Here is a 20294-nt window from a genome sequence, read left to right on the forward strand (position 1 = left end):
CACCGCAAGATCGCCGGGCCTGTGAGGATGCGGGCGTGAGGAACCCCCTCAACCGCATCCGCCGCCTCCGTCGGGAAGCCGCCAACCGGCGCGACGTCCTCGCGCACGTGCCGCCCGGGCCACCGACCCACAACATCCGCGACGTGGGCGGGCTGCCGACCGTCGACGGCCGCCGCACCCGGCCCGGGATCCTGCTGCGCGGGGACGCGCCGTTCGCCGACGACGGGCCCGGCTCCCCGGGCTGGCCGGAGGGGCTCGCCTGGCCGCCCGGGGTCGCGGTGGACCTGCGCAGCGAGCGCGAGCTCGACCACCCCTACCCGCTCGCGGACACCCGCTGGGTGCACCTGTCGATGATCGACGCGCTCGACCCGACGGTCCTCGCCCGGGACGAGAACGACCGGCTGCCCACCGACCAGCTCTACCTCGCGCTCCTCGACGCCGCGCCGTCCTGGCTGCCGACGCTGTTCGACGCCGTCCTCGACGGCCCCCACCCGGTCCTCGTGCACTGCGCGGCGGGCAAGGACCGGACCGGGGTGTCGGTCGCGGTCCTGCTCCGACTCGCCGGGGTCACCCGGGCCGCCGTCGACGCCGACTTCACCCGCACCAACGCCCGCCGGATCGGGCTGCAGCGGCGCCTGGAACGGCGGCCGCTGCTGCGGCCCGGCGTCGTGCCGGCCGGGGACATCGGAGTGACCCGCGAGCACCTCCTCGGGGTGCTCGACCGGCTCGACGGCGACGGCGCGCGGGAGGTCGCCCGCGCCGCGGGTCTGTCCGACGACCGGGTGGAGCAGTGGCGTGCACTGCTGGTGGAGTAGCCGCCCGGCACGCTGTGGTCGGCCACAAAGTCCGCCCCGACAACGCTGGGGCGCACGACAGTGCCCGCGCCGCCGACGGTCAGGAAACTGGACCGTGAACCGGCTCGACGCACCCCCAGGAGTGGACCTCATGACGACCCCCGCGACCTGTCCCTGCTGCGGGGTCGTGGTCATGCCGGACGAGATGGCCTACGACTTCGCCGGCGAGACCGTCGAGTCGTTGACCCGCGAGGTCACCTACCTGCGCGAGACCGTTGCCCGGCTGCGCGCGGCGGTGCACAGCACCACGCCGCGCCCGGTTGCCGTCTGAGCCCTACCGTTCCTGCTCGGTGGGGCGCACGAGCATCTCGTGGACGGCCACCCCGCGGGGGCGGGACACCATGTAGACGACGGCGTCGGCGATGGCCGCGGGATCGAGCGCCCGGTACTCGGAGGCGCCCCGGGCGTCCGGGGCGAACTCCGCCCCGCTCGTGGTCATCTCCGAGGTGACGATGCCGGGTTCGACGAGTCCGACGCGGACGTGCCGCTCCGCCAGCTCCACCCGCAGCGCCTCGGAGAAGGCACCGACGCCGTGTTTGGTGGCCGCGTAGACGTTGCTCGCCGGCCCCGGGACCTTGCGGCCCGCGATGGAGCTGATCGACACGAGATCGGCCACCCCGCGCGGCCCGGTGGCCGCCTCGACCAGATGCGGCAGCGCCGCGTGGCTGGTGGCGAGCACGGCGGTGAGGTTGACCTCGACCATGCGCCGCCACTCGGCGAGGTCCGCGTCCAGGGCGGGCGACCAGGCGCCGTAGCCGGCGTTGTTCACGAGGACCCCGATGCCGCCGTGGTCCGCGGCGACCCGGTCGATCGCGCCGCGGACCGCATCGTCGTCGGTGACGTCGGCCTCGATCGCGACCACGGCGTCGCCCAGTTCGGCGGCGAGTGTCTCCAGCCGGTCCCGACGGCGGGCGAGCGCGGCCACGGTTGCGCCATGCGCCACCAGCGCGCGCGTGACGGCCTCGCCGATCCCGCTCGACGCCCCCGTCACCACCGCGGTCGTCCCCTGCAACCGATCACCCATGGACCCACCTCAGCAGCTCTCCGACCGCCGTGCGCGCCGGACCGACCCGCCGCCCCCGTACGTCACGACCGACCGCCGACACCCGCCGCCGTGAGCACCCGGCCGAGACGGGTGACCGCCTCGCCGAGCAGGGCGGGCGGACCGGGGCGCCGCACGACGATGCCCTCGACCAGGCCCTCGGCCAGGGCCTCGGCCGCGAGGTCCGCGGCGAGGTCCAGGCCCGGGGCCGGGTCCTCACCGGCCGCGCGGACGCGGGCCAGGACGTGGTCGGGCAGCACGACGTCGGGCACCTCGTGGGCCAGGTGCTCGGCCTCCGCGTACCCCGAGAGCGGGGCGAGCGAGAGCAGGACGGGGACCTTCGTCCCGATCCCGCCGAGCACCCGGCGGAGCCGGTCGAGCTCGTAGACCGGGCGGGTCACGAGGAACTCGGCGCCCGCCTCCACCTTGAGCCGGACCCGGTGCATCTCGCGCTCGAGGTCGTCGGTGCCCGGGGTCACCCGCACCCCCACGCGGAAGGGCGCGGGCGCGAGCCGCAGGCCGTCCGTGTCCACCCCGGCCGCCAGCGACGCGGCCAGCCCGACCAGGCCCACCGCGTCGACCTCCCACACCCCGTCGCGCACCGCGCGATCGGCGTGCACCGGCGGGTTCCCGGTCTCGGTGACGATCGTGTGCAGCCCGAGGGCGTCGAGCCCGAGCAGGTCGGCCTGCAGGGCCATCCGGCTGCTGTTCCAGCTGGTCACGGTGCACGCGACGTCTGCGTCGAGGACCTCGTGCAGCCCCGCCGCCACCCCGGCCGTCGTGGTCCGGCGGCGGCGTGTGCGCTCCCGGCCGGCCCACAGTGCCGCCGCTCCCGCGGCGAGCGCGGCGCGCCCGCGGGCGACGTGCACGTCGAGGTCGTCCGCGCCCGGGGCGGTCACCTCCGCGACGAGCAGCGGGGTGCGCCGTGGTGCGTCCAGCCAGCGGGCGACGGCGCCGCGGCCGGGGCCCTCTGCTCGTGCCGTCGGTGGCAGGAAAGCGTCGTTGCTGTCATCCCGTGACAGCAACGACGCTTTCCTGCCGGCGGGGAGGGGGAGGGGCGCTGCCACGGGCTCGTCCACGACGGGGCCCCGCGACAGCTCCGCCGCGGCGGCCGCCACGTGCGCGGGCGTGGTGCCGCAACAACCCCCGACGAGCCGGGCGCCCGCCGCCACGTACCGCGCCGCGTAGCGCCCGAAGTGCGCGGCGTCGGAGGCGAAGCGGACGCTCCGGTCGGACACGACGTGGGGGAGCCCGGCGTTGGGCAGGGCGGTCACCGCGATCCCGTCCGGCACGGCTGCCACGAGCCGGCGGACGACCGTCAGCAGGCCCTGCGGCCCGAGCGTGCAGTTCGTGCCGAGGGCGACCGGACCGAGCGCCCCGACGACGCGCGCGACCTCCTCGGGGGTCTCCCCGAGCGTCGTCACCGGCCCGCCGTCCTCCTCGACGAACGTCGCCTGCGCGATCACCGGCAGGTCGGTCGCCTCGCGGACGGCCAGGACCGCCTCGGCGAGCTCCTCGGCGTGGGCGAACGTCTCGCACACCAGCAGGTCCACCCCGCCCTCGGCGAGCGCGGCGGCCTGCTCGCGGATCGCGGCACGGACGGCGGACGGTTCGACCGGCCCCGCGAGTCGCGGCGACGTGGCGGGCGAGATCGAGCCCGCGACGAAGGCCGGACGGGCGGTGTCGTCGCGCGCCTCCCGGGCCAGCCGCGCGGCGTCGACGTTGATCTCGTGGACGCGGCGCGCCAGGCCGTGGCGGGCCAGACGCAGGCGGCTCGCGCCGTAGGTGTGGGTCTGGATCAGCTCGGCCCCGGCGTCGAGGTAGCGCCGGTGCAGGGCTCCGACCAGCTCGGGCGCGAGCAGCACGAGCTCGCTCACCGCGCCCTCGGCGCGGGCCCCGGTCGCCTGCGCCAACGTGCCCATCGCGCCGTCGCCGAGCAGGGTGCCCGCGGCGAGGGCCTCCGCGACGTTCACGGGGTGTCGGCGCCGTCGGTGGCGTCGTCCATGTAGCCGAGGATCTCCAGCGCGACCTGGGCGGCGAGCCGGTCGGAGTAGTGGTCGAGGACGAGCCCGGACAGCTCCTCCGCGCGCCGCAACCGGTAGCCCACGGTGTTGGGGTGCACCCGGAGCGCCCGGGCGGTGCGCTGCGGGCTGCCGTCCTCGCGGAAGTAGCGGGCCAGGGTCCGGACGAGCTCACCGGCCCGCTCCGAGGACCCGTCCACCAGCCGCCCGAGGACCTCGCGGGCGAAGACGCGGGCGTCCTCGGGGTCGGGGACCTGCAGCAGGAGCCGGTGCACCCCGAGGTCCTCGAAGCGCACGAGGCGGCCCTCGCGGCCGAGGCGGCGGGCCGCCTCCACCGTGCGGCGGGCCTGGTCGTAGGAGCGCGCGAGGCCCGCGAGGTCGTCGACCGCCCGCCCCAGCCCGACCGTCAGCGGCCACGGACCGCCCCCGCGCACGAGCCCCGACGCGACCCGCTCCGCCAGCTCGCCCGGGTCGACGCCCTCGGGCACGACCGCCACCAGCTCGCTGTCGCGCAGGACCGCCGGCACGTCCGGGACGAGGCGGGCGAGCCGGTCGCGGGCGGTGGCGAGCAGACCGGCACCCGACGCACCGTCGGGAACGAGCACCAGCACGCGCGCGCCCGGGACGTCGAGCCCGAGGTGCTCCGCCCACTGCGCCGCCTCGCTCGTGGAGCGGGCGCGGCCGAGCAGCAACCCGGAGAGCAGGTCGTCGCGGACCTGACCGGCGGCCGCCGCGAGCACCCGCTCGCGGCCGAGGAGCACGCCGACGATCGTGGCCGCGTGCTCTGCGGCGAGCAGCAGGACGTCGTCGGCCGCGCTGCCGTCGAGCGCCGCGGGCCGCGACCGGTGCGCGGGGTCCTCCTCGGCCACGAGGACCGCGGCGTTCTCCCCCGCGACCTCGACCGGCACGACGACCCGCACCCACGTGCCGCGGCCCGGGACGCGCACCGCCCGCCCGCCGCGGTGCACCGCGTCGAGCACCCGGCACCACCGCGGCTCCGCGAGCTCGGCGCGCAGCACCGCCGCGGCGCGCGTCTCGTCCACCCCGGGTGCGGACGCCGCGAGCACGGTCCGCGACTCGTCCGCGCTGACCACCGCGGCGACCGCCCCGAGCTGGGCCGCCAGCAACCGCGTCACGGCCACCGGCCCGTCGTCGGCCGCCGCGAGCCCCGAGATCCGGCGGTGGAGCAGCACCAGCCCGCGCAGCGTCTCGGCGGGCGGATCGGTCACCGCGCGCCGTGTACCCGTCGGGACCTGGTCCGCCACCGCCACCGGTCCAGTGTGCCGCGAGCGGGCGTGCGCGAGAGAGTGATCACCACACTCCGTCGAGAAGGGGGCCCCGTGGCCAACATCGCCGTCGTCTTCTACTCCGCCACCGGCAACGTCGCCGCTCTCGCCGAGGCGCTCGCCGAGGGCGCGCGGGGGGCGGGCGCGGAGGTCCGCGTGCGCCCGGTCGCCGAGCGCGCGCCACGCGAGGCGATCGAGGCCAACCGCCGGTGGAAGGCGTGGGTGGACGACAACCCCTACGACACCGTGGCCTCCCTCGACGACCTCGACTGGGCCGACGGGATCGCCCTCGGCAGCCCGACGCGGTTCGGCGGCGCCGCCGAGCAGCTCAAGTCGTTCCTCGACACCACCGGCGGGCTGTGGGCGCAGGGCAAGCTCGCGGACAAGGTCGGGACCTCGTTCACCTCGGCCTCGACCGGGCACGGCGGGCTGGAGACCACCACCGTCGCGATGAACATGACCTTCTACCACTGGGGCACGCTGATCATGCCCCTCGGCTACGCGGCCGACCCGTCGCTGATGTCGTCCGGGAACCCCTACGGCGCGTCCTGGGTGTCGCGGTCCTCCGCGGCTCCCGACGACGAGGCACTCGGCGCCGCCCGCGTGCAGGGGACGCGGCTGGCCCAGGTGGCGGCGAAGCTCTCGGGGTCCTGATCCCTGATGGCAGGAAAGCGTCGTTGCTGTCAGCCAGTGGCAGCAACGACGCTTTCCTGACGGCGGGTGGGGCTCAGTCCAGCGCGCGCCGCACGAACCCCCGGATCCCGATGGCCCCGAACAGCACGCACGCGAACACCAGCGCCGCGAGACACAGCCACGCCGGCAGGTGCGGGATCTGCGGGGTCAGCGCGCCGCGCAGACCCTCCGCCACGTACGTGATCGGGTTCAGCGCGCAGATCACCTGGAACCAGCGCAGCGACCCGATCTGCAGGAACGGGAACTGCGTGGACCCGGTGAACAGCAGCGGCGTGATCACCACGGCGAACACGATGTTGATCCGCCGTGGGCTGACCAGCGTGCCGATGACCAGTCCGGACGCGCCGCCCGCGAGCGCCCCGAGCACCAGCAGCAGCGCCGACAGCGGCAGGCCGGCGAGATTCCACGAGACCTCGTCGAGCACGAGGTAGCCCACCGGGATCATCACCAGCGAGCCGATCAGGCCGCGGATCGCGCCGAACACGATCTTCTCGACCGCGACCATCCGCGTGGACAGCGGCGCGAGCAGCCGGTCCTCGATCTCCTTGGTGTAGCTGAAGTCGATCACCAGCGGCAGCGCGACGGCCTGCACGGCGACGAGGAAAGCGTTGAGCGCGAGCAGGCCCGGCAGCAGCAGCTGGGCGTAGCCGGGCGCGATGTAGCCGAGCTCGGAGAGGACCTTCCCGAACACGAAGAGCAGGAAGAACGGCTGGACGAGCACCTGCGAGATGAAGCTGCCGAGCTCCTTGCCGGTGACCGCGACGTCGCGGCCCAGCACTCCGAGGAACGCCCGGCCCGGGGACACGCGGCGGAACGGTTCGGTCGTGGTCACGGCGGTCACCGCAGCCCCCTCCCGGTCAGGTCGATGAAGACGTCCTCCAGCGTGGGCTCGCCGAGCCCGACGTCGGAGACGTGGCCACCCGCCGTCGTGACCTCCTCCAGCAGCCCTGGCAGGGCCGCGCCGGCCTCGCCGTCGACGCGGATCCGGAGCCGGGCGGGCCCGTCGTCGGGAATGGCGAGCACCTCGGCCCCGGCCGTCCCGCGGACCGCGGAGAGCCGGCCGCGCAGGTGCTCGGGGTCGAGGCCGGTGACGTCGAGGTCGACGGTGGCGGAGCCGGAGAGTCCGGCGACGAGGTTCGCGGGCGTGTCGAGCTTGAGCAGCTCGCCGTGGTCGACGATGCCGACGCGGTCGGAGAGCTTGGCCGCCTCGTCCATGTCGTGGGTGGTGAGCACGATCGTCACGCCGTTCGCGGCGAGCTCGGCGACCCGGTCGTGGACGAACAGGCGCGCCTGCGGGTCCAGCCCGGTGGAGGGTTCGTCGAGGAAGAGCACGCGCGGGCCGTGCATCAGGCCGCGGGCGATGATCAGCCGCTGGGCCTGGCCGCCGGAGAGCTCGTCGGGGTTGGTGTGGGCCTTGTCGGTCAGGCCCATGCGCTCGAGCAGCTCGTCGGCGAGCGGACCGCGCCGGGCCCGCGGCACCCCGTGGTACGCCGCGTGCCAGACGAGGTTGCCCTTGGCGTCCAGGCTGCGGTCCAGGTTGGGACGCTGCGGGACGACGCCGATGACCGACCGGGCGCCGACCGGATCCCCCGCGACGTCGATGCCCGTGACGGCGGCGTACCCCGAGGTCTTGCGGACCCGGGTGGTGAGCACCCCGATCGTCGTCGTCTTGCCCGCGCCGTTCGGGCCGAGGAGGCCGAACACCTCGCCGGGCGCCACGGCGAAGGAGATGCCGTCGACCGCGTTGACCTTCGCCTTGGGGTAGCGCTTCACCAGGTCGGTGACCTCGACGGCGGCCGCGGCGGGCCGTCCGGTCCCGGTGGGGGTGAGCTGCGTCTGGGTCGACACGTGCCGCGACGCTACGCGGAGATCGTGGGGCGGGGCATCTCGATACCGGGTGAGCACGCTCGTGAGGGTGCGAGCTCACCCACGGTTGAGGTCAAGCCGCGACCCGTGAGCGCGAGGGGAACCTTCACGCCACAAGAGCGCTCGGTTCTTCCCCTCACGCGCGACTGGCCCATTCGCGAGGGGAGGATTCGAGCGCTCTTATGGCGCGAGGGTTCCCCTCACGCCGGAAGGGCTCAGCCCGCCGCCCGCCCGACCGGCACCGCGACCAGGCGCGGGCCGTCCCCGTCACGCCCGCGCTCCAGGGCCGCGCGCAGCTCCTCGGCGCTCGACACCGACTCGGCCGGGACGCCGTAGCCCGCGGCGAGCGCGCAGAAGTCGACCGGTGGCAGGTCCAGGCCGGGCGCCTTCGGGGTGTTCTCGCGGGCGGCGAACCACTTGAGGATCGCGTACTCGCGGTTCTCCAGGACGAGCACCGTGACCGGGACGCCCAGCATCGCCGCCGACGCCAGCGCCTGGATCGCGTACTGCATCGACCCGTCCCCGATCGCGGCGAGCACCGGGCGGGACCGGTCGGCCAGCGCGACGCCGACCGCCGCGGGCAGCCCGAAGCCGAGCCCACCCGACGTCGTGAAGAAGGACGTGGACGGACGCGAGACCGGGCGGCGGGCGTGCAGGGCGCCACGGTTGGAGGGCGACTCGTCCACGACGACGCCCTCGGCCGGCCACACCGACCCGACGACGTCGAACACCTCCTCCGCGGTCAGCGTGCCCGGGACCGAGGACGCCCGGGCCGCCTCAGCGGCGGGCGCCGAGCCGGCGGGCGTCCGCGACGAGGGAGCGACGCGATCCAGCAGTGCCCGCACCACGGAGACCGGCGAGGCGACGAGCGCGTCGCCCATCGGGGCGCGGGCGGCCTCGTCGGGGTCGGACGTGACGTGGAGCAGCCGCGTGCCCTCGGGCAGGAACCCGCCGGGCACGTAGGGGTAGTACCGAAACACGGCCGTCCCGAGCACGAGCACGACGTCGTGCGCCGCGAGGGTCTGCGCGACCGGGGCGATCGCCATCGGCAGGGCGCCGCGGTACTGCGGGTGGTCCTCCGGGAACCCGACGCGGCCGTCGGCGGGCGGCCCGTACACCGCGGCGCCGAGCCGTTCGGCCAGCGCCACGGCGTCGTCGAAGCCGCCGCCGGCGTCGATCTCCCCGCCGACGACGAGGGCCGGGGACGACGCGCCGTCGAGCGCGGTCGCCAGCCCGTCGAGCGCGGAGGCGGACGGCTCGAGGGGCACCGTGACCCGTCGTCGGGACGCCCGCTGCGCCACCTCGAGGTCGTCGCCGGTGAGCTCGACGTCCCAGTCGTCCATCGGGATCGACACGAACACCGGCCCCGTGGGCGGGGTGGTGGCGACGTGGATCGCCCGGGCCAGGGTCGCGACGACGTCCTGGGCCCGGGGCGGCTCCGCGGAGTACTTCACGGTGGGACGCGGGAGCTCGGTGGCCCGGGGGTTCGTGAGCATCGCCTCCAGCGTCATCATCGGCCGCACCTGCTGGCCGGCGGTGACCACGAGCGGGGTCTTGTTGGCCGCCGCGTTCACCAGCGCGCCCACCGCGTTCCCGACGCCGGGCGCGGTGTGCAGGTTGACCAGGGTCGGGCGGCCGGTCGCCTGGGCGAATCCGTCGGCCATCCCGACGACGACGGCCTCCTGGAGCCCGAGGACGTAGGTGAAGTCGTCGGGGAAGTCCTGGAGCATCGGGAGCTCGGTGGAGCCCGGGTTCCCGAAGACCGTCGTCATGCCGTGCGCTCGAAACAGCTCGAGCGCGGCGTCGCGCACAGTGAGGCTCACGCCGGAGGGTCTACCCCGCCGGCGTCGACCTCACCAGGCTTGCTGTGGCACCGGCGCGGGCAGGTGCAGCCTGCTCACCCGGACGACCACGTCACGCAGGTCGTCGGAGTCGAAGTTCTGCCGTAGCTCCTCGGCGCGGAGCGTCGCGGCGACCCCCTCGTAGGGGCCGTGCGCGTCCATCTCACCGGTCTCCGGGTCGAACACCAGGACCACGTAGCCGTCGCACTCGTCCAGATCCGCCGCTGCCGCCAGCAGTGCCGCGGGCCGTTCGTTCAGCACGATGATCACCTCCGCTGCGTACATCGCCACGATGACGGCCCGTGTGACAGCGTGGGCGGAAGATGCCACCTTCGGGGGACCGGCTCCATCCGACGGCGTGTCGGGGTGACACCCGGACGGATGCCTCCCCACGGCGCATCCGGACCTGTGCCGTTAACGTCGCGCGCATGGCCCCCGTGGACGTCGAGCCGACCGCTCCCGACCCGTCGTCGACCCGCCCGTCGGACCCGACCGCCGTCACGGGGTTCGTGCTCGACATCCCCGCCGACCAGGTCGCTGACCTGCACGAACGTCTTCGACGGGCCCGTCTGGCCGAGCCGGAGCCGGTGTCCGACTGGTCGCAGGGCATCCCCGCCACGGTCGTGTCCGACCTGGCCCGGGCGTGGCTCGAGGAGCACGACGTCGCGGCGCTGTCCGACGAGCTCAACGGGCTCGGCCAGTTCCGGACGGAGATCGACGGGCTCGGCATCCACTTCCTGCACGTAGAGTCACCTCGACGTGACGCACAGCCACTTCTACTCACGCACGGGTGGCCCGGGTCGGTGGTCGAGTTCCTCGACGTCGTGGGCCCGTTGACGGCACCGGACGACCCCTCCGACCCGGCATTCCACCTCGTCATGCCGTCGTTGCCGGGCTTCGGGTTCTCCGACAAGCCGACCGTCACGGGCTGGGGCATCGACCACATCGCGGATGCGTGGGCCGTCCTCATGGCGCGTCTGGGCTACCCCCGGTTCCTCGCCCAGGGCGGGGACTGGGGCGCCATGATCACGGCGGCGCTCGGGGTCCGGCACCCCGACCGCGTCGCCATGCTCCACACGACGATGCCGTTGGCCGACCGGCCCGAGGGCGCGCGGACCGCGGACCTCCCCGAGCTCGAGCAGCGGTGGCTCGCGCAGGCCCGGGAGTTCCGGGAGGTCGGCAGCGGCTACTCCGGCCAGCAGCGCACCCGCCCGCAGACCCTCGGCTACGCGCTCGTCGACTCCCCCGTCGGCCAGCTCGCGTGGATCGCGGAGAAGTTCGGGGTGTGGACCGACGGCGGGCTCGCCTCGGTGTCGCGTCGCCGGCTGCTCGACAACGTCGCGGTGTACTGGTTCGGCGCCTCCGGGGCGTCCTCGGCACGGATGTACTGGGAGAACGCGGACGTCGACCGTCGCTCCGAGGTCACCGTGCCCGCCGCGATCTCGATCTTCCCGGCCGAGATGGCGAAGATGCCGCGGTCCTGGGTGGAGGCCCGCTACACCGACGTCCGCCGCTGGAGCGTGCTCGACCGCGGTGGCCACTTCGCCTCGCTCGAGGTGCCGGATCTGTTCGTCGACGAACTGCGCGCATCGTTCCGCGGGGTGGTGTGCTGACCGGGTCCGACACGGGCGTGCGCCGCCTGTGGCCGTACCTGCGCCCGCACCGCGCCACGCTGCTCGTCGTCGCCGCCCTGTCCCTGGCCACGGCGGGGACGGCCCTCGCCCAGCCGTTGCTGGTCGGGCGGGTGATCGCCGTGGTCCAGGGCGGCGGCGCCGTCCTCGGTCCGGCCGGCCTCCTCGTGGCGGTCCTGCTCGGCGGCGCCCTGGTCGGCGCGGTGCAGTCGTTCCTGCTCCAGCGGACCGCCGAGGGGCTGGTGCTCTCGACGCGCCGGACCCTCGTCGACCGGGTGCTGCGGCTGTCGGTGCCGGAGTACGACGCGCGGCGCACGGGCGACCTGATCTCCCGGATCGGGTCCGACACGACGCTGCTGCGCGCGGTGGTGACCAGCGGGCTGTTCGAGCTCGCCAGCTCGGTGGTGGTCGTGATCGGCGCGGCGGTGGCGATGGCCCTGGTCGACCTGACGCTGCTCGCGGTCACGCTCGTGGCCGTCGCCGCGGGGGTGGCGGTGGTCGGCGCGGCGTCCCGTCGGCTGCGGGCGCTGTCCACGCTCTCGCAGGCGCGGGTCGGGGAGATGACGGCGGCGGTGGAGCGCGCCCTCGGTGCGGTGCGCACGATCCGGGCCAGCGGGGCCACCGACCGCGAGGCCGACGGCGTCGCCGGCGCGGCCACGGAGGCGTACGCGGTGGGCGTCCGGGCCGCACGGCTGCAGGCCCTGGTCTCCCCCGCCGTCACGATCGCCACCCAGGGGTCGTTCATCGCCGTGCTCGGGATCGGGGGCGCGCGGGTCGCGGCCGGGGAGCTCACGGTGGGAGAGCTGGTCTCCTTCGTGCTCTACCTGTTCCTGCTCGTGCTGCCGTTCGCCCGGCTCACCCAGGCCTGGACGCAGCTGCAGACCGGCCTCGGCGCGCTCGCCCGGATCGAGGAGGTCGCCGCCCTGCCCGCCGAGTCCGCGGCCGACGCGGTCGACTCCCCGCCGGCGGTCCGGGCTGCCCCTGCCCTGGAGCTGCGGGAGGTCGACTTCGGTTACGCCGACGGCACCACCGTCCTGCACGGGGTCTCCTTCACCGTGCCGCGCGGCACCCGCACCGCGCTGGTCGGACCGTCCGGCGCCGGCAAGTCGACGGTGTTCGCGCTGGTCGAGCGGTTCTACGACGTGACCGGCGGGGCGGTGCTGGTGGACGGGGTCGACGTGCGCGACCGGCCGCGCGACGCCCTGCGCGCCCGGCTCGGGTACGTCGAGCAGGAGTCCCCCGCGCTCGCCGGCACGCTGCGCGAGAACCTCGTGCTCGCCGCGCCGGACGCCCCCGAGGCCGACCAGCTCGCCGTCCTCGCCGCCGTCAACCTGTCCGGGCTCGTGGAGCGGTCACCGCTGGGTCTGGACGCCCCGGTCGGCGAGGGCGGGGTCCTGCTCTCCGGCGGCGAACGCCAGCGCCTCGCGATCGCGCGCACCCTGCTCGCCGAGCCGTCGCTGATGCTGCTCGACGAGCCGACCGCGAGCCTCGACGCCCGCAACGAGCAGGCGCTGAAGGAGGCGATCGACGTCGCGGCCGCGGCCGACCGGACGCTCCTCATCGTCGCGCACCGGCTCTCGACGGTGGTCGACTGCGACCAGATCGTGGTCCTCGACGGGGGCCGGGTCGTCGCCCGCGGCACCCACACCGAGCTCCTCGCCGACAGCCCGCTCTACGCCGAACTGGCACGGTCACAGCTGCTGCTCTAGCCGACGTCCTGCCACGAGGTGTCAGGTCAACGACACCAGCGGGTCCGCCCGCGTCAGCTCCGGGTCGTCCACGGCGAAGGTGTGCGCCCGCCCCGGACCGGTCGAGCGGGTCTCGAAGCGCACCGTGACCCGCCCGTGCCCGGCGCCCTGCACCCAGCCGTGCCCGTGCACCGGGTGCGCGGCGTCGTCCCCGGTCCGCCACGGTCGCTCGGGGGTCGGCGTCGGGTCCTCCTCCGCGATCCCGACATCGGGCGCCGACGGCTCCTCGACGGCGGGCTCGGTCGAGTCGAACAACGTCCCCTGCACCGCCGTCGTCAGCCCGGCGTAGGAGACCCCGACCAGCCGCACCCCGGCGTCGGGCAGTGCCTCGACGGCGAGCCGCTGCGCCACCGCCGTCAGCGCGGGGAGGTCGGTCGACGCGACCGTCGAGGTCTCCGAGCGCGTGTGGGTCACGAAGTCCCCGCCGCGGACCTTCACCGTCACCGTCCGCGCCGCCCGCTGCGAGGCCACCAGCCGCCGGTGCGCGGACGTCGCGAGGTCGGCCACCGCGCGGCGCACACCGGCCACGTCGGAGAGGTCGGTGTCGAACGTCGTCTCCGCGCTCACCTGCTTCGCCTCGCCGCGCTCGGTCACCGCACGGTCGTCGAGCCCCTGCGCGAGCCGGTGCAGGGCACCCCCGACCGCCGACCCGAGCAGGGCGGTCACCTCCGGCGCGGGCATCGCGGCGAAGGACGCGATCGTCGTCACCCCCGCCCGCGCGAGCGCCGTCTCGGCGACCGGACCGATCCCCCACAACGAGCGCACCGGCAGCGGGTCGAGCAGCGCCCGCTCCCCGCCGTGGGCGACGACGTGGACCCCGTCGGGCTTGGCCAGCCCCGAGGCGATCTTGGCGACCTGCTTGCCCGAGCCCGCCCCCACCGACACCGCGAGCCCCGTCGCCTCCCGGACCTGCGCGCGGACCCCCTCCGCCCACGCCCGCACGGCGTCCGCGTCCGCACCGGCCAGGACGGCGGGTTCGGCGAACGTCTCGTCGTAGGCGACCTGCTCGAGCACCGGGGCGGCCGCCCGGACGACGGCGAAGAACGACTCGGAGAGCGTCCGGTAGACCGCGGTGCGCGGCGGCAGGGCGACCGCGGTGGGGCACGCCCGCCGCGCCTGCGCCATCGGCATCGCCGATCGCGCGCCGAACGCCTTCGCCTCGCCCGACGCGCCCGCGACGATCCCGCGCGGGCCCAGCCCGCCGACGAGCACCGGACGCCCACGCAGGGTCGGGCGGGTCAGCTGCTCGGCGGAGGCGAAGAAGGAGTCGAGGTCCAGGTGGACCACCCACCGGCCGGTCACTGCGGGGCCTTCACGACGGCGGACGGCTCCAGATCAGGTCCGCCCCGCCCAGCACGTCGGCGGGCGTCCCGCTCCAGGTCACCCCGACCGCGGTCAGCCCGTGCCGCCGGGCGGCCGCGACGTCGGTGGGGGCGTCCCCGATCATCGCGGCCCCGACGGCGCCCTCCGGCAGCACCCGGCCCAGCCCGAGCAGGGCCTCGACGAGCACCTCGTCCTTGCCGATCACGCCGGGGGCCGTCCCTGCGACGTGCCCGAACCATCCCGACCAGCCCAGGTCGTTCACGACGCGGCGCGCGAGGGCCGTCGTCGCCGACGTCGCGACGGCCATCTCGACGCCGGCCCCCGACCAGGCCGCGAGCACGGCCTCGACCCCGTCGACCGGGGTGAGCCGGCCGCGTTCGAGCAACGTGCCGTCGAGGTCCCACACGACGCACGAGAAGGGGCATTCGACCACGGGACGAGGATTCCACGGTTGCATCGCCGGGGAGCGGTCATCCCCCGCCCATGGGTTACGACGTCACGCAGGTCCAGAAGTCCCTCGGCGGTTTCGACTACCCGGGTGACCCCGAGCAGCTCGCCGAGCACGCCAAGTCGAAGGGCGCGGACGACCAGCTGGTCGAGACGTTGCGCGGCCTCGACAAGGAGCAGTTCGACGGCCCCAACGCCGTCATGAAGAAGCTCAGCGAGGCGGGCGTCCTCGGCGGTTCGTAGGGCACCCGTTCCCGACGGCGGGTCCGGACCGGACCCGCCGTCGGGAAGGCTCGTTCAGCGGGGCATCGTCGGGAGGCGACGCTCCACGACCTCGCGGGCGCCCTCGAGCGTGCCGTCGTTGCTCCACAGCGACTCGTCGAGCCGGGAGACGTTCCAGCCGCCGGGCCGCACGCGCGTGCCGTACAGGAAGACGTCCTTCTCCTGCACCCACTCGATCTCGTAGTCGATGGGCTGCTCGCTCTGCGACTGCCACGTCCAGACGGCCCCGGACCGGCGGCTCGACTCCCGGACCTGCACGCCGTCCATGTCCATGGTGCTCACGACGTTCCTCCCCAGGGCCCTGGTGGACACCACCGGCCGACCGACCGGCCTGCGCCGATCGGAGCATCAGCTTAACGGCTTCTGTCTCGGGGCGAGGCACGGAGGGCTCTTCGGCGGACCCTCTCAGGAGGCGGGCGCCCACCCCTCGCGGCACAGGGCCCCGACGATGCGGCGCGCGTCGGCGCGATGGGCCTCCGAGCGGTGCGAGGTCCAGCTCCACTCCGCGCACTCGCGGTGCAGGAGGTCGGCGACGACGGTCGCGGCGTGCTCGCGGTCCTCGACCGGGACGTCCGAAACCCGGGACTGCGTGAGTCGCAGCAGGGCGTGGGCGGGGGACGACGTGCTCATGGGGAGCCTCCTGTCGTCGGGCTCCCGGCGGCGGCCGTGGTGCGCCGCGGGAGCTCAGACGGGGTGACGTGCGGAGGCGGCGACGGCGGCGCGCGGTGCACTGCGACCAGGGTGGCCGCCCGCCCGCCGGGGGGAAACGGCTGGGGGAGCAACGACACATCACCCGTGCCGCCCGGGGCGGCGGCGGTCACGATGAGGCCATGACTGCTCCGTTCACCGTCGAACTCGACCCCACCCCCGGCCGCCGGCAGGGAGAGGAGCAGTTCCTGCTCCACCGTGACGGCGGGACGCAGCGGGTGACGCTGCACGACTACGCGACCGTCTACGACGTGCCGGGGCTCTACGAGGAGGTCGTGCAGCGGAAGCTGGAGTGCGCCTCGCCGGCCACCGTCGCCGACGCCGCGGTCGAGGCCGGGGCGTCGCTCGGTCTCGGGCCGGAGCAGCTGCGGGCCTTCGACCTGGGTGCGGGCAACGGCGTGGTCGGCGAGGAGCTCACGGCGAGGGGGGTCACCGTCGTGGTCGGCGCCGACGGCATCCCCGAGGCCCGCGACGCCGCCCACCGCGACCGTCCGGGGCTCTACGCGCACTACCTCGTCGGCGAGCGCCTCGAGAGCGCCGAGGTCGCCCGGTTGGTCGGCGAGGAGCGGCTGAACGCCCTGGTCGCCGCGGGCGCCGTGGGTGAGGGCCACGTGCCGGTGGACGCGCTGGACGAGCTGTGGTCGGCGTTCCCGGCGCACTCGGTGCTGGCCCTGACCCTCAAGGACGCGCCCGACGACCACGACGTGTCCGACGTGGAGGCCATGATCGGCGCGCGGGAGGACACCCGGATCGTGGTGCGCCGGACCTTCCGCCACCGGCTCTCGATGGCGGGCAACGAGCTGTACTACCTGGTGCTCGCCGCGGTGAAGGACTAGTCGGCGAGCCCGCCCCGGATGACCTGAAGGTGCGGGCGCCGCGCCGGGACCGGCACGGGCAGCGTCGCGCCGACGGCGCGCGCGGGGCGGCGCCGGGGACGCAGGCAGGCGAGCTCGTTGACGAGGTCGTCGGCCAGCTCCTCGGTGAGCACGCGGTCCAGGTCGTAGTCGTCGAGGACCTCCCGACCCCGACGCCACGACGCATGCTGCTGCCCGTTCCTGATCATCACTGTCATCGTCGGCGCAGGTCGGGCCCCTCCACAGGCCCGATGCCGTATGGAGTGATGACTCGATCGAGGGCCGTTTTCCGACGCGCCGTCCGGAGTGGCGCACCCGATCGTCGGCGTGGCGGGCCGTGCATCGGTACAGGTGCGGATCACGCCAGCCTCCGACAGGATCGGTCCATGAGGACCCATGCCGTGGCGATCGTCGGCTCGGGCCCGTCGGGGTTCTACGCGGCGGGCGCCCTCCTCGACTCGGAGGACCCGCCGGTGCGGGTCGACATGTACGACCGGCTGGCCACGCCCTGGGGTCTGGTGCGCGCGGGCGTGGCGCCGGACCACCCGAAGATCAAGTCGGTCAGCAACCAGTACGAGAAGATCGCGGCCCGCCCCGGGTTCCGGTTCTTCGGGCACGTGCACATCGGCGAGGACGTCACCGTCGACGAGCTGCTGGAGCGCTACGACGCCGTCGTCTACGCGGTGGGCTCCCAGACCGAGCGCCGCCTCGGGATCGACGGCGAGGACCGGCCCGGCAGCCTGGCCTCCGTCGACTTCGTCGGCTGGTACAACGGCCACCCCGACTTCGTCGGCCTCGACCCGGACCTCTCCGCCGACCGCGCCGTCGTCATCGGCGCCGGCAACGTCGCCCTCGACGTGGCCCGGATGCTGCTGCTCGGCGAGGCCGACCTGCGCGCCACCGACACCGCCGACCACGCCATCACCTCGTTCGTGGGGTCGTCGGTGCGCGAGGTCGTGGTGTGCGGCCGGCGCGGTCCGGTCGAGGCCGCGTTCACCACCACCGAACTCCGGGAGCTCGACGAGATCGACGGCCTCACCACGCTGGTCGACCCCGACCAGATCCCGTCCGCCGACGGCGACGCCGAGCTGGCCAAGGGCACCCGCCGCAACGTCGAGATCCTCCGGGGCTGGGCCGAGCGTGGACCCGACCCGGACGCGGAACGCCGGATGGAGTTCCGCTTCCTGCGCTCGCCGCTGCGCATCCTCGGGGACGGCGACGACGGGCCGGTGACGGGCGTCGAGCTCGCCGTCAACCGCCTCGAGGCCTCCGACGACGGGCGGGTCCGGCCGGTCGACACCGGCGAGCGGGAGACCGTCGAGTGCGGACTGGTGTTCCGCGCGGTGGGCTACAAGGGCGTGGCCCTGCCCGGGGTCCCGTTCGACGAGGCCTCCGGCACGATCCCGCACGCCGAGGGCCGCATCGAGGGCCGGGAGCGCGAGTACGTGGTCGGCTGGATCAAGCGCGGGCCCACCGGGATCATCGGCACCAACCGCAAGGACGCCAACGAGACCGTCCGCAACGTCCTGGCCGACCTCGCCGCCGGTGCTCGCGACGGCGCGTCCGTGGCGAGCGCCGAGGAGGTCGAGGAGTGGCTCTCCGGCCGCTGCCCCGACCTCGTCGACCTCGACGGGTGGGAGGCCATCGACGCCCACGAGCGCGCCGCGGGCGAGCCCGGCGGCCGCCCGCGGGTGAAGCTCACCGACCGGTCCTCGTTCATGGACCTGATCCGCTCGCGGTAGCCCATCCCGACGGCGGCTCGGCGCGTCCGCCGTCCGGCCGCCCTGTCGTGGTCCGTCTCGACCCGCCGGCCGCCTTGTCGCAGTGATTCACAACGACAAGACGCGCACCCGGCAGGGACCCGCGACAAGACGGGGCCCGTTCCCGCGGACGTCCGCACGCGGGCGGGCCCGTCTTGAGCCCTGACGACGACGGCTCGGCCCGTCGGCCCGCACGGTCGACGTCCGGCACCTCGACGCGCCGTCGGGCCCGCCGGACCGCACCCGCCGTCGGGAAGATCCCGACGAGCCGCGCGGAGTGGTCGCTCAGCGAACACTCCGCGCCGCCCGATGAGATCGTGCCCGCCGGAGCGGTCGCGGCTACGCCGTGTCGGACGCCTCGTCGAGGTCGATGCGGCGCAGGTCGCGGGCCTCCGGGGAGGCCAGCAGATCGGTGACGTAGCCGATCACGTGGTGGCGGATCTCGGCGTCGAGGTTGCCGAGCCGACGCACGAGCACGCCCCCGATGCCCGACGTCTTCGTCTCGAGCGCGATGTCGCCGGGCCCGAGCTCGTCGACCTCGACGACGATGTGGTCGGCGTCCGGCGCGAGGCAGGCCTCGAGCCCGATCCGCACCGTCATCCGCGCGTCGACCGGGACGGCGCGGCCCCCGATGTCGACGGTGACGTCGAGGTGGACCGGCACGTGCACCTCGGTGCGGGCGTCGGTGACCTGTCGCCCACGCAGCTTGCCCACCACACCGACCGCGCTCGCCGTGGCCATGCCGCCGGGGCCGGCGGGGACGGGGCCGAAGGCGATGCGGTCGCCGATGAGGTCGGAGATGTCCCGGACCGCCCGCTGAGGCGTGGCGATCGCGGCGATGACGGCGTCGCGGTCGGTCACGCGGACACCTCCGTCAGGACGGCGAACGGCGGCGTGGAGGTCCCGGCGATCCGGTAGCGGCCCCACGGGTCGACGTCGGAGAGCTCCCCGACCGCCCCGGCCTGCGGGGTCACGACGACGGCCTGCGCCCGCTTCCCACCCAGCGCGGCCTCGAGCTCCGCGTGGACCGCGACGCGGCCGTACCAGTGGTAGCGACCGTCGAGCGGCTCGACGTACCCGCGCAGCGTCACCTCCACCTCGAAGGTGCGGCCGTCCCCGAGATCCAACGTGGCGGGCCCGCGGTACCCGTCGTCATCGTCGTGATCGGTGGTCGTCATCGATCCCCGTTCCCAGCCTCGGCGACATCGGACTCGCTCCTCCCGGACGATCCTCCGGGAGACATCTGGATCACCTTGTTGATCTCGAGCGGCACGTTCGGGTCGATGACGACGTCACGCTGCCGGGCGAACCCGTCGATCGCCGCCCAGACGAGCACCGTCAGGTACTCGACGACGGAGTCGCGGCTCATCGACCGGCGCTCCAGCCACCACTCCGCGGTGTTCTGGACGAACCCGACGATGCCGTAGGCCCACGGCTCGGCCGCGCCGGAGTCGAGGCCGAAGGACCGGAGGTAGTCACCGATGAGCGCGGACAGCGCCGTCGCGATCAGCTCCTTGTCGGCCTGCACCACCTGCTGGCCGTGGCCGTGGCGGGCCAGCACCCAGTAGAGGTTCGGGTAGTCCTCCAGCGTCCCGAGCACCGCGGCGATCGACTTGCGGATGCGCGGGAGCGGGGCCTCCTCGGAGTTCAGGGCCGGGATCAGGCGGTCGAGCAGGATGTGCGTCCCGCGCTCGCCCATGGCCTCGACGAGGTCGGCCTTGTCGGAGAAGTGGCGGTAGAGCACGGGCTTCGTGACGCCGGCCTCGATGGCCACCTGCTCGATCCCGAACTCGGGCCCGACCTCGGCCAGGACGCGCATCGCCGCCTCGACGAACTCCGCGCGGCGCTCCTCGCGGTGCTTCGTCCAGCGCGTGCGACGACCGTCACGAGATGGGGGCGTACCGCCCTGTCTCGGCTTGACACCGTCGGCCATGGGCG

23 protein-coding genes are annotated in these 20294 nt (G+C 74.7%); 8 read left to right on the forward strand and 15 right to left on the reverse strand.

Features of this window, described 5'->3' with window-relative positions:
• Window positions 1-35 precede the first annotated feature (35 nt).
• A complete protein-coding gene (locus QSK00_RS19130; protein ID WP_285592966.1) occupies window positions 36-815 on the forward strand; it encodes a tyrosine-protein phosphatase in 780 nt (259 codons plus the stop codon).
• A gap of 130 nt (window positions 816-945) precedes the next feature.
• The gene (locus QSK00_RS19135) at window positions 946-1125 is read left to right on the forward strand and encodes a hypothetical protein (protein ID WP_285592967.1); all 180 of its coding nucleotides are present in this window, start codon (window positions 946-948) and stop codon (window positions 1123-1125) included.
• A 3-nt stretch (window positions 1126-1128) separates the two neighbouring features.
• Here QSK00_RS19135 and QSK00_RS19140 read toward each other — a convergent pair whose 3' ends face one another.
• The 3 genes from QSK00_RS19140 to QSK00_RS19150 form a co-directional block, all read right to left on the reverse strand.
• Window positions 1129-1878, reverse strand: coding sequence for an SDR family oxidoreductase (locus QSK00_RS19140; protein WP_285592968.1), 750 nt, complete (start codon window positions 1876-1878; stop codon window positions 1129-1131).
• A gap of 62 nt (window positions 1879-1940) precedes the next feature.
• Complete coding sequence (locus QSK00_RS19145; RefSeq protein WP_285592969.1) at window positions 1941-3869, reverse strand: homocysteine S-methyltransferase family protein; 1929 nt, start codon at window positions 3867-3869, stop codon at window positions 1941-1943.
• On the reverse strand, window positions 3866-5146 hold the full coding sequence (locus tag QSK00_RS19150; protein WP_285592971.1) for a PucR family transcriptional regulator: 1281 nt from the start codon (window positions 5144-5146) through the stop codon (window positions 3866-3868). The genes QSK00_RS19145 and QSK00_RS19150 overlap by 4 nt, the downstream gene beginning before the upstream one ends.
• Before the next feature lie 111 nt (window positions 5147-5257).
• Between QSK00_RS19150 and wrbA the strand changes: the two genes are divergently transcribed.
• Window positions 5258-5857 (forward strand): NAD(P)H:quinone oxidoreductase, encoded by a 600-nt coding sequence (wrbA, locus tag QSK00_RS19155; protein WP_285592973.1) that lies wholly within the window; start codon window positions 5258-5260, stop codon window positions 5855-5857.
• 73 nt (window positions 5858-5930) lie between these two features.
• Here wrbA and QSK00_RS19160 read toward each other — a convergent pair whose 3' ends face one another.
• From QSK00_RS19160 to QSK00_RS19175, 4 genes are all read right to left on the reverse strand, one after another.
• Window positions 5931-6728 carry an ABC transporter permease gene (locus QSK00_RS19160; protein ID WP_285592975.1) on the reverse strand — a complete coding sequence of 266 codons (798 nt, stop codon included), beginning with the start codon at window positions 6726-6728 and terminating at the stop codon, window positions 5931-5933.
• A 5-nt stretch (window positions 6729-6733) separates the two neighbouring features.
• The gene (locus QSK00_RS19165; protein ID WP_285592977.1) at window positions 6734-7744 is read right to left on the reverse strand and encodes an ABC transporter ATP-binding protein; all 1011 of its coding nucleotides are present in this window, start codon (window positions 7742-7744) and stop codon (window positions 6734-6736) included.
• Window positions 7745-7977: 233 nt separating this feature from the next.
• Window positions 7978-9585, reverse strand: a complete 1608-nt coding sequence (gene mdlC / locus QSK00_RS19170; protein WP_285592979.1) for a benzoylformate decarboxylase — start codon at window positions 9583-9585, stop codon at window positions 7978-7980.
• 30 nt (window positions 9586-9615) lie between these two features.
• Window positions 9616-9888: a hypothetical protein gene (locus QSK00_RS19175; RefSeq protein WP_285592982.1), complete on the reverse strand. Its 273-nt coding sequence runs from the start codon at window positions 9886-9888 to the stop codon at window positions 9616-9618.
• Window positions 9889-10031: 143 nt separating this feature from the next.
• Here QSK00_RS19175 and QSK00_RS19180 point away from each other — a divergent pair, with 143 nt between their 5' ends.
• On the forward strand, window positions 10032-11216 hold the full coding sequence (locus QSK00_RS19180; protein WP_285592984.1) for an epoxide hydrolase family protein: 1185 nt from the start codon (window positions 10032-10034) through the stop codon (window positions 11214-11216).
• Window positions 11210-12943: an ABC transporter ATP-binding protein gene (locus tag QSK00_RS19185; RefSeq protein ID WP_285592985.1), complete on the forward strand. Its 1734-nt coding sequence runs from the start codon at window positions 11210-11212 to the stop codon at window positions 12941-12943. The genes QSK00_RS19180 and QSK00_RS19185 overlap by 7 nt, the downstream gene beginning before the upstream one ends.
• Before the next feature lie 21 nt (window positions 12944-12964).
• Here the strand turns inward: QSK00_RS19185 and QSK00_RS19190 are convergent, their stop codons facing one another.
• Together QSK00_RS19190 and QSK00_RS19195 are read right to left on the reverse strand one after the other, a co-directional pair.
• Window positions 12965-14284 carry a DNA polymerase IV gene (locus QSK00_RS19190; protein WP_285592987.1) on the reverse strand — a complete coding sequence of 440 codons (1320 nt, stop codon included), beginning with the start codon at window positions 14282-14284 and terminating at the stop codon, window positions 12965-12967.
• A 10-nt stretch (window positions 14285-14294) separates the two neighbouring features.
• Entirely contained in the window at window positions 14295-14738 is a 444-nt protein-coding gene (locus tag QSK00_RS19195; protein WP_285592989.1) for an HAD family hydrolase, read from the reverse strand.
• Between the two features lie 50 nt (window positions 14739-14788).
• Between QSK00_RS19195 and QSK00_RS19200 the strand changes: the two genes are divergently transcribed.
• The gene (locus QSK00_RS19200) at window positions 14789-14995 is read left to right on the forward strand and encodes a DUF2795 domain-containing protein (RefSeq protein WP_285592991.1); all 207 of its coding nucleotides are present in this window, start codon (window positions 14789-14791) and stop codon (window positions 14993-14995) included.
• A gap of 54 nt (window positions 14996-15049) precedes the next feature.
• Here the strand turns inward: QSK00_RS19200 and QSK00_RS19205 are convergent, their stop codons facing one another.
• Window positions 15050-15316 (reverse strand): hypothetical protein, encoded by a 267-nt coding sequence (locus tag QSK00_RS19205; protein WP_285592992.1) that lies wholly within the window; start codon window positions 15314-15316, stop codon window positions 15050-15052.
• 123 nt (window positions 15317-15439) lie between these two features.
• Window positions 15440-15664, reverse strand: coding sequence for a hypothetical protein (locus QSK00_RS19210; protein ID WP_285592993.1), 225 nt, complete (start codon window positions 15662-15664; stop codon window positions 15440-15442).
• Window positions 15665-15864: 200 nt separating this feature from the next.
• On the opposite strand from QSK00_RS19210, the gene QSK00_RS19215 reads away from it, so the two are divergent.
• A complete protein-coding gene (locus tag QSK00_RS19215; RefSeq protein ID WP_285592994.1) occupies window positions 15865-16578 on the forward strand; it encodes a class I SAM-dependent methyltransferase in 714 nt (237 codons plus the stop codon).
• On the opposite strand, the gene QSK00_RS19220 is transcribed toward QSK00_RS19215, so the two are convergent.
• Window positions 16575-16805 (reverse strand): hypothetical protein, encoded by a 231-nt coding sequence (locus QSK00_RS19220; protein WP_285592995.1) that lies wholly within the window; start codon window positions 16803-16805, stop codon window positions 16575-16577. The two genes, QSK00_RS19215 and QSK00_RS19220, sit on opposite strands and share 4 nt — an antisense overlap.
• 177 nt (window positions 16806-16982) lie before the next feature.
• On the opposite strand from QSK00_RS19220, the gene QSK00_RS19225 reads away from it, so the two are divergent.
• Window positions 16983-18338: an FAD-dependent oxidoreductase gene (locus QSK00_RS19225; protein ID WP_285592996.1), complete on the forward strand. Its 1356-nt coding sequence runs from the start codon at window positions 16983-16985 to the stop codon at window positions 18336-18338.
• A gap of 357 nt (window positions 18339-18695) precedes the next feature.
• On the opposite strand, the gene QSK00_RS19230 is transcribed toward QSK00_RS19225, so the two are convergent.
• From QSK00_RS19230 to QSK00_RS19240, 3 genes are read right to left on the reverse strand one after another with little or no spacing between them, the layout of a single operon-like run.
• A complete protein-coding gene (locus tag QSK00_RS19230; RefSeq protein ID WP_285592997.1) occupies window positions 18696-19217 on the reverse strand; it encodes a hypothetical protein in 522 nt (173 codons plus the stop codon).
• Entirely contained in the window at window positions 19214-19534 is a 321-nt protein-coding gene (locus QSK00_RS19235) for a DUF4873 domain-containing protein (RefSeq protein ID WP_285592999.1), read from the reverse strand. Before QSK00_RS19235 ends, QSK00_RS19230 begins: the two co-directional genes overlap by 4 nt.
• The gene (locus QSK00_RS19240; RefSeq protein WP_285593001.1) at window positions 19531-20289 is read right to left on the reverse strand and encodes a TetR/AcrR family transcriptional regulator; all 759 of its coding nucleotides are present in this window, start codon (window positions 20287-20289) and stop codon (window positions 19531-19533) included. The genes QSK00_RS19235 and QSK00_RS19240 overlap by 4 nt, the downstream gene beginning before the upstream one ends.
• Between the last annotated feature and the right edge of the window lie 5 nt (window positions 20290-20294).

The organism is Actinomycetospora sp. NBRC 106378 (assembly GCF_030269685.1).
Taxonomy (GTDB): Bacteria; Actinomycetota; Actinomycetes; order Mycobacteriales; family Pseudonocardiaceae; genus Actinomycetospora.

What these genes read in the sequence shown, in the direction of transcription:
- QSK00_RS19200 (WP_285592991.1), top strand. Translation starts at nt 14,789, where the DNA reads ATGGGTTACGACGTCACGCAGGTCCAGAAGTCCCTCGGCGGTTTCGAC.
- QSK00_RS19135 (WP_285592967.1), top strand. Translation starts at nt 946, where the DNA reads ATGACGACCCCCGCGACCTGTCCCTGCTGCGGGGTCGTGGTCATGCCG.
- QSK00_RS19220 (WP_285592995.1), bottom strand. Translation starts at nt 16,805, where the DNA reads ATGATCAGGAACGGGCAGCAGCATGCGTCGTGGCGTCGGGGTCGGGAG.
- QSK00_RS19140 (WP_285592968.1), bottom strand. Translation starts at nt 1,878, where the DNA reads ATGGGTGATCGGTTGCAGGGGACGACCGCGGTGGTGACGGGGGCGTCG.
- QSK00_RS19225 (WP_285592996.1), top strand. Translation starts at nt 16,983, where the DNA reads ATGAGGACCCATGCCGTGGCGATCGTCGGCTCGGGCCCGTCGGGGTTC.
- QSK00_RS19175 (WP_285592982.1), bottom strand. Translation starts at nt 9,888, where the DNA reads ATGTACGCAGCGGAGGTGATCATCGTGCTGAACGAACGGCCCGCGGCA.
- QSK00_RS19235 (WP_285592999.1), bottom strand. Translation starts at nt 19,534, where the DNA reads ATGACGACCACCGATCACGACGATGACGACGGGTACCGCGGGCCCGCC.
- QSK00_RS19210 (WP_285592993.1), bottom strand. Translation starts at nt 15,664, where the DNA reads ATGAGCACGTCGTCCCCCGCCCACGCCCTGCTGCGACTCACGCAGTCC.
- QSK00_RS19180 (WP_285592984.1), top strand. Translation starts at nt 10,032, where the DNA reads ATGGCCCCCGTGGACGTCGAGCCGACCGCTCCCGACCCGTCGTCGACC.
- QSK00_RS19215 (WP_285592994.1), top strand. Translation starts at nt 15,865, where the DNA reads ATGACTGCTCCGTTCACCGTCGAACTCGACCCCACCCCCGGCCGCCGG.
- QSK00_RS19240 (WP_285593001.1), bottom strand. Translation starts at nt 20,289, where the DNA reads ATGGCCGACGGTGTCAAGCCGAGACAGGGCGGTACGCCCCCATCTCGT.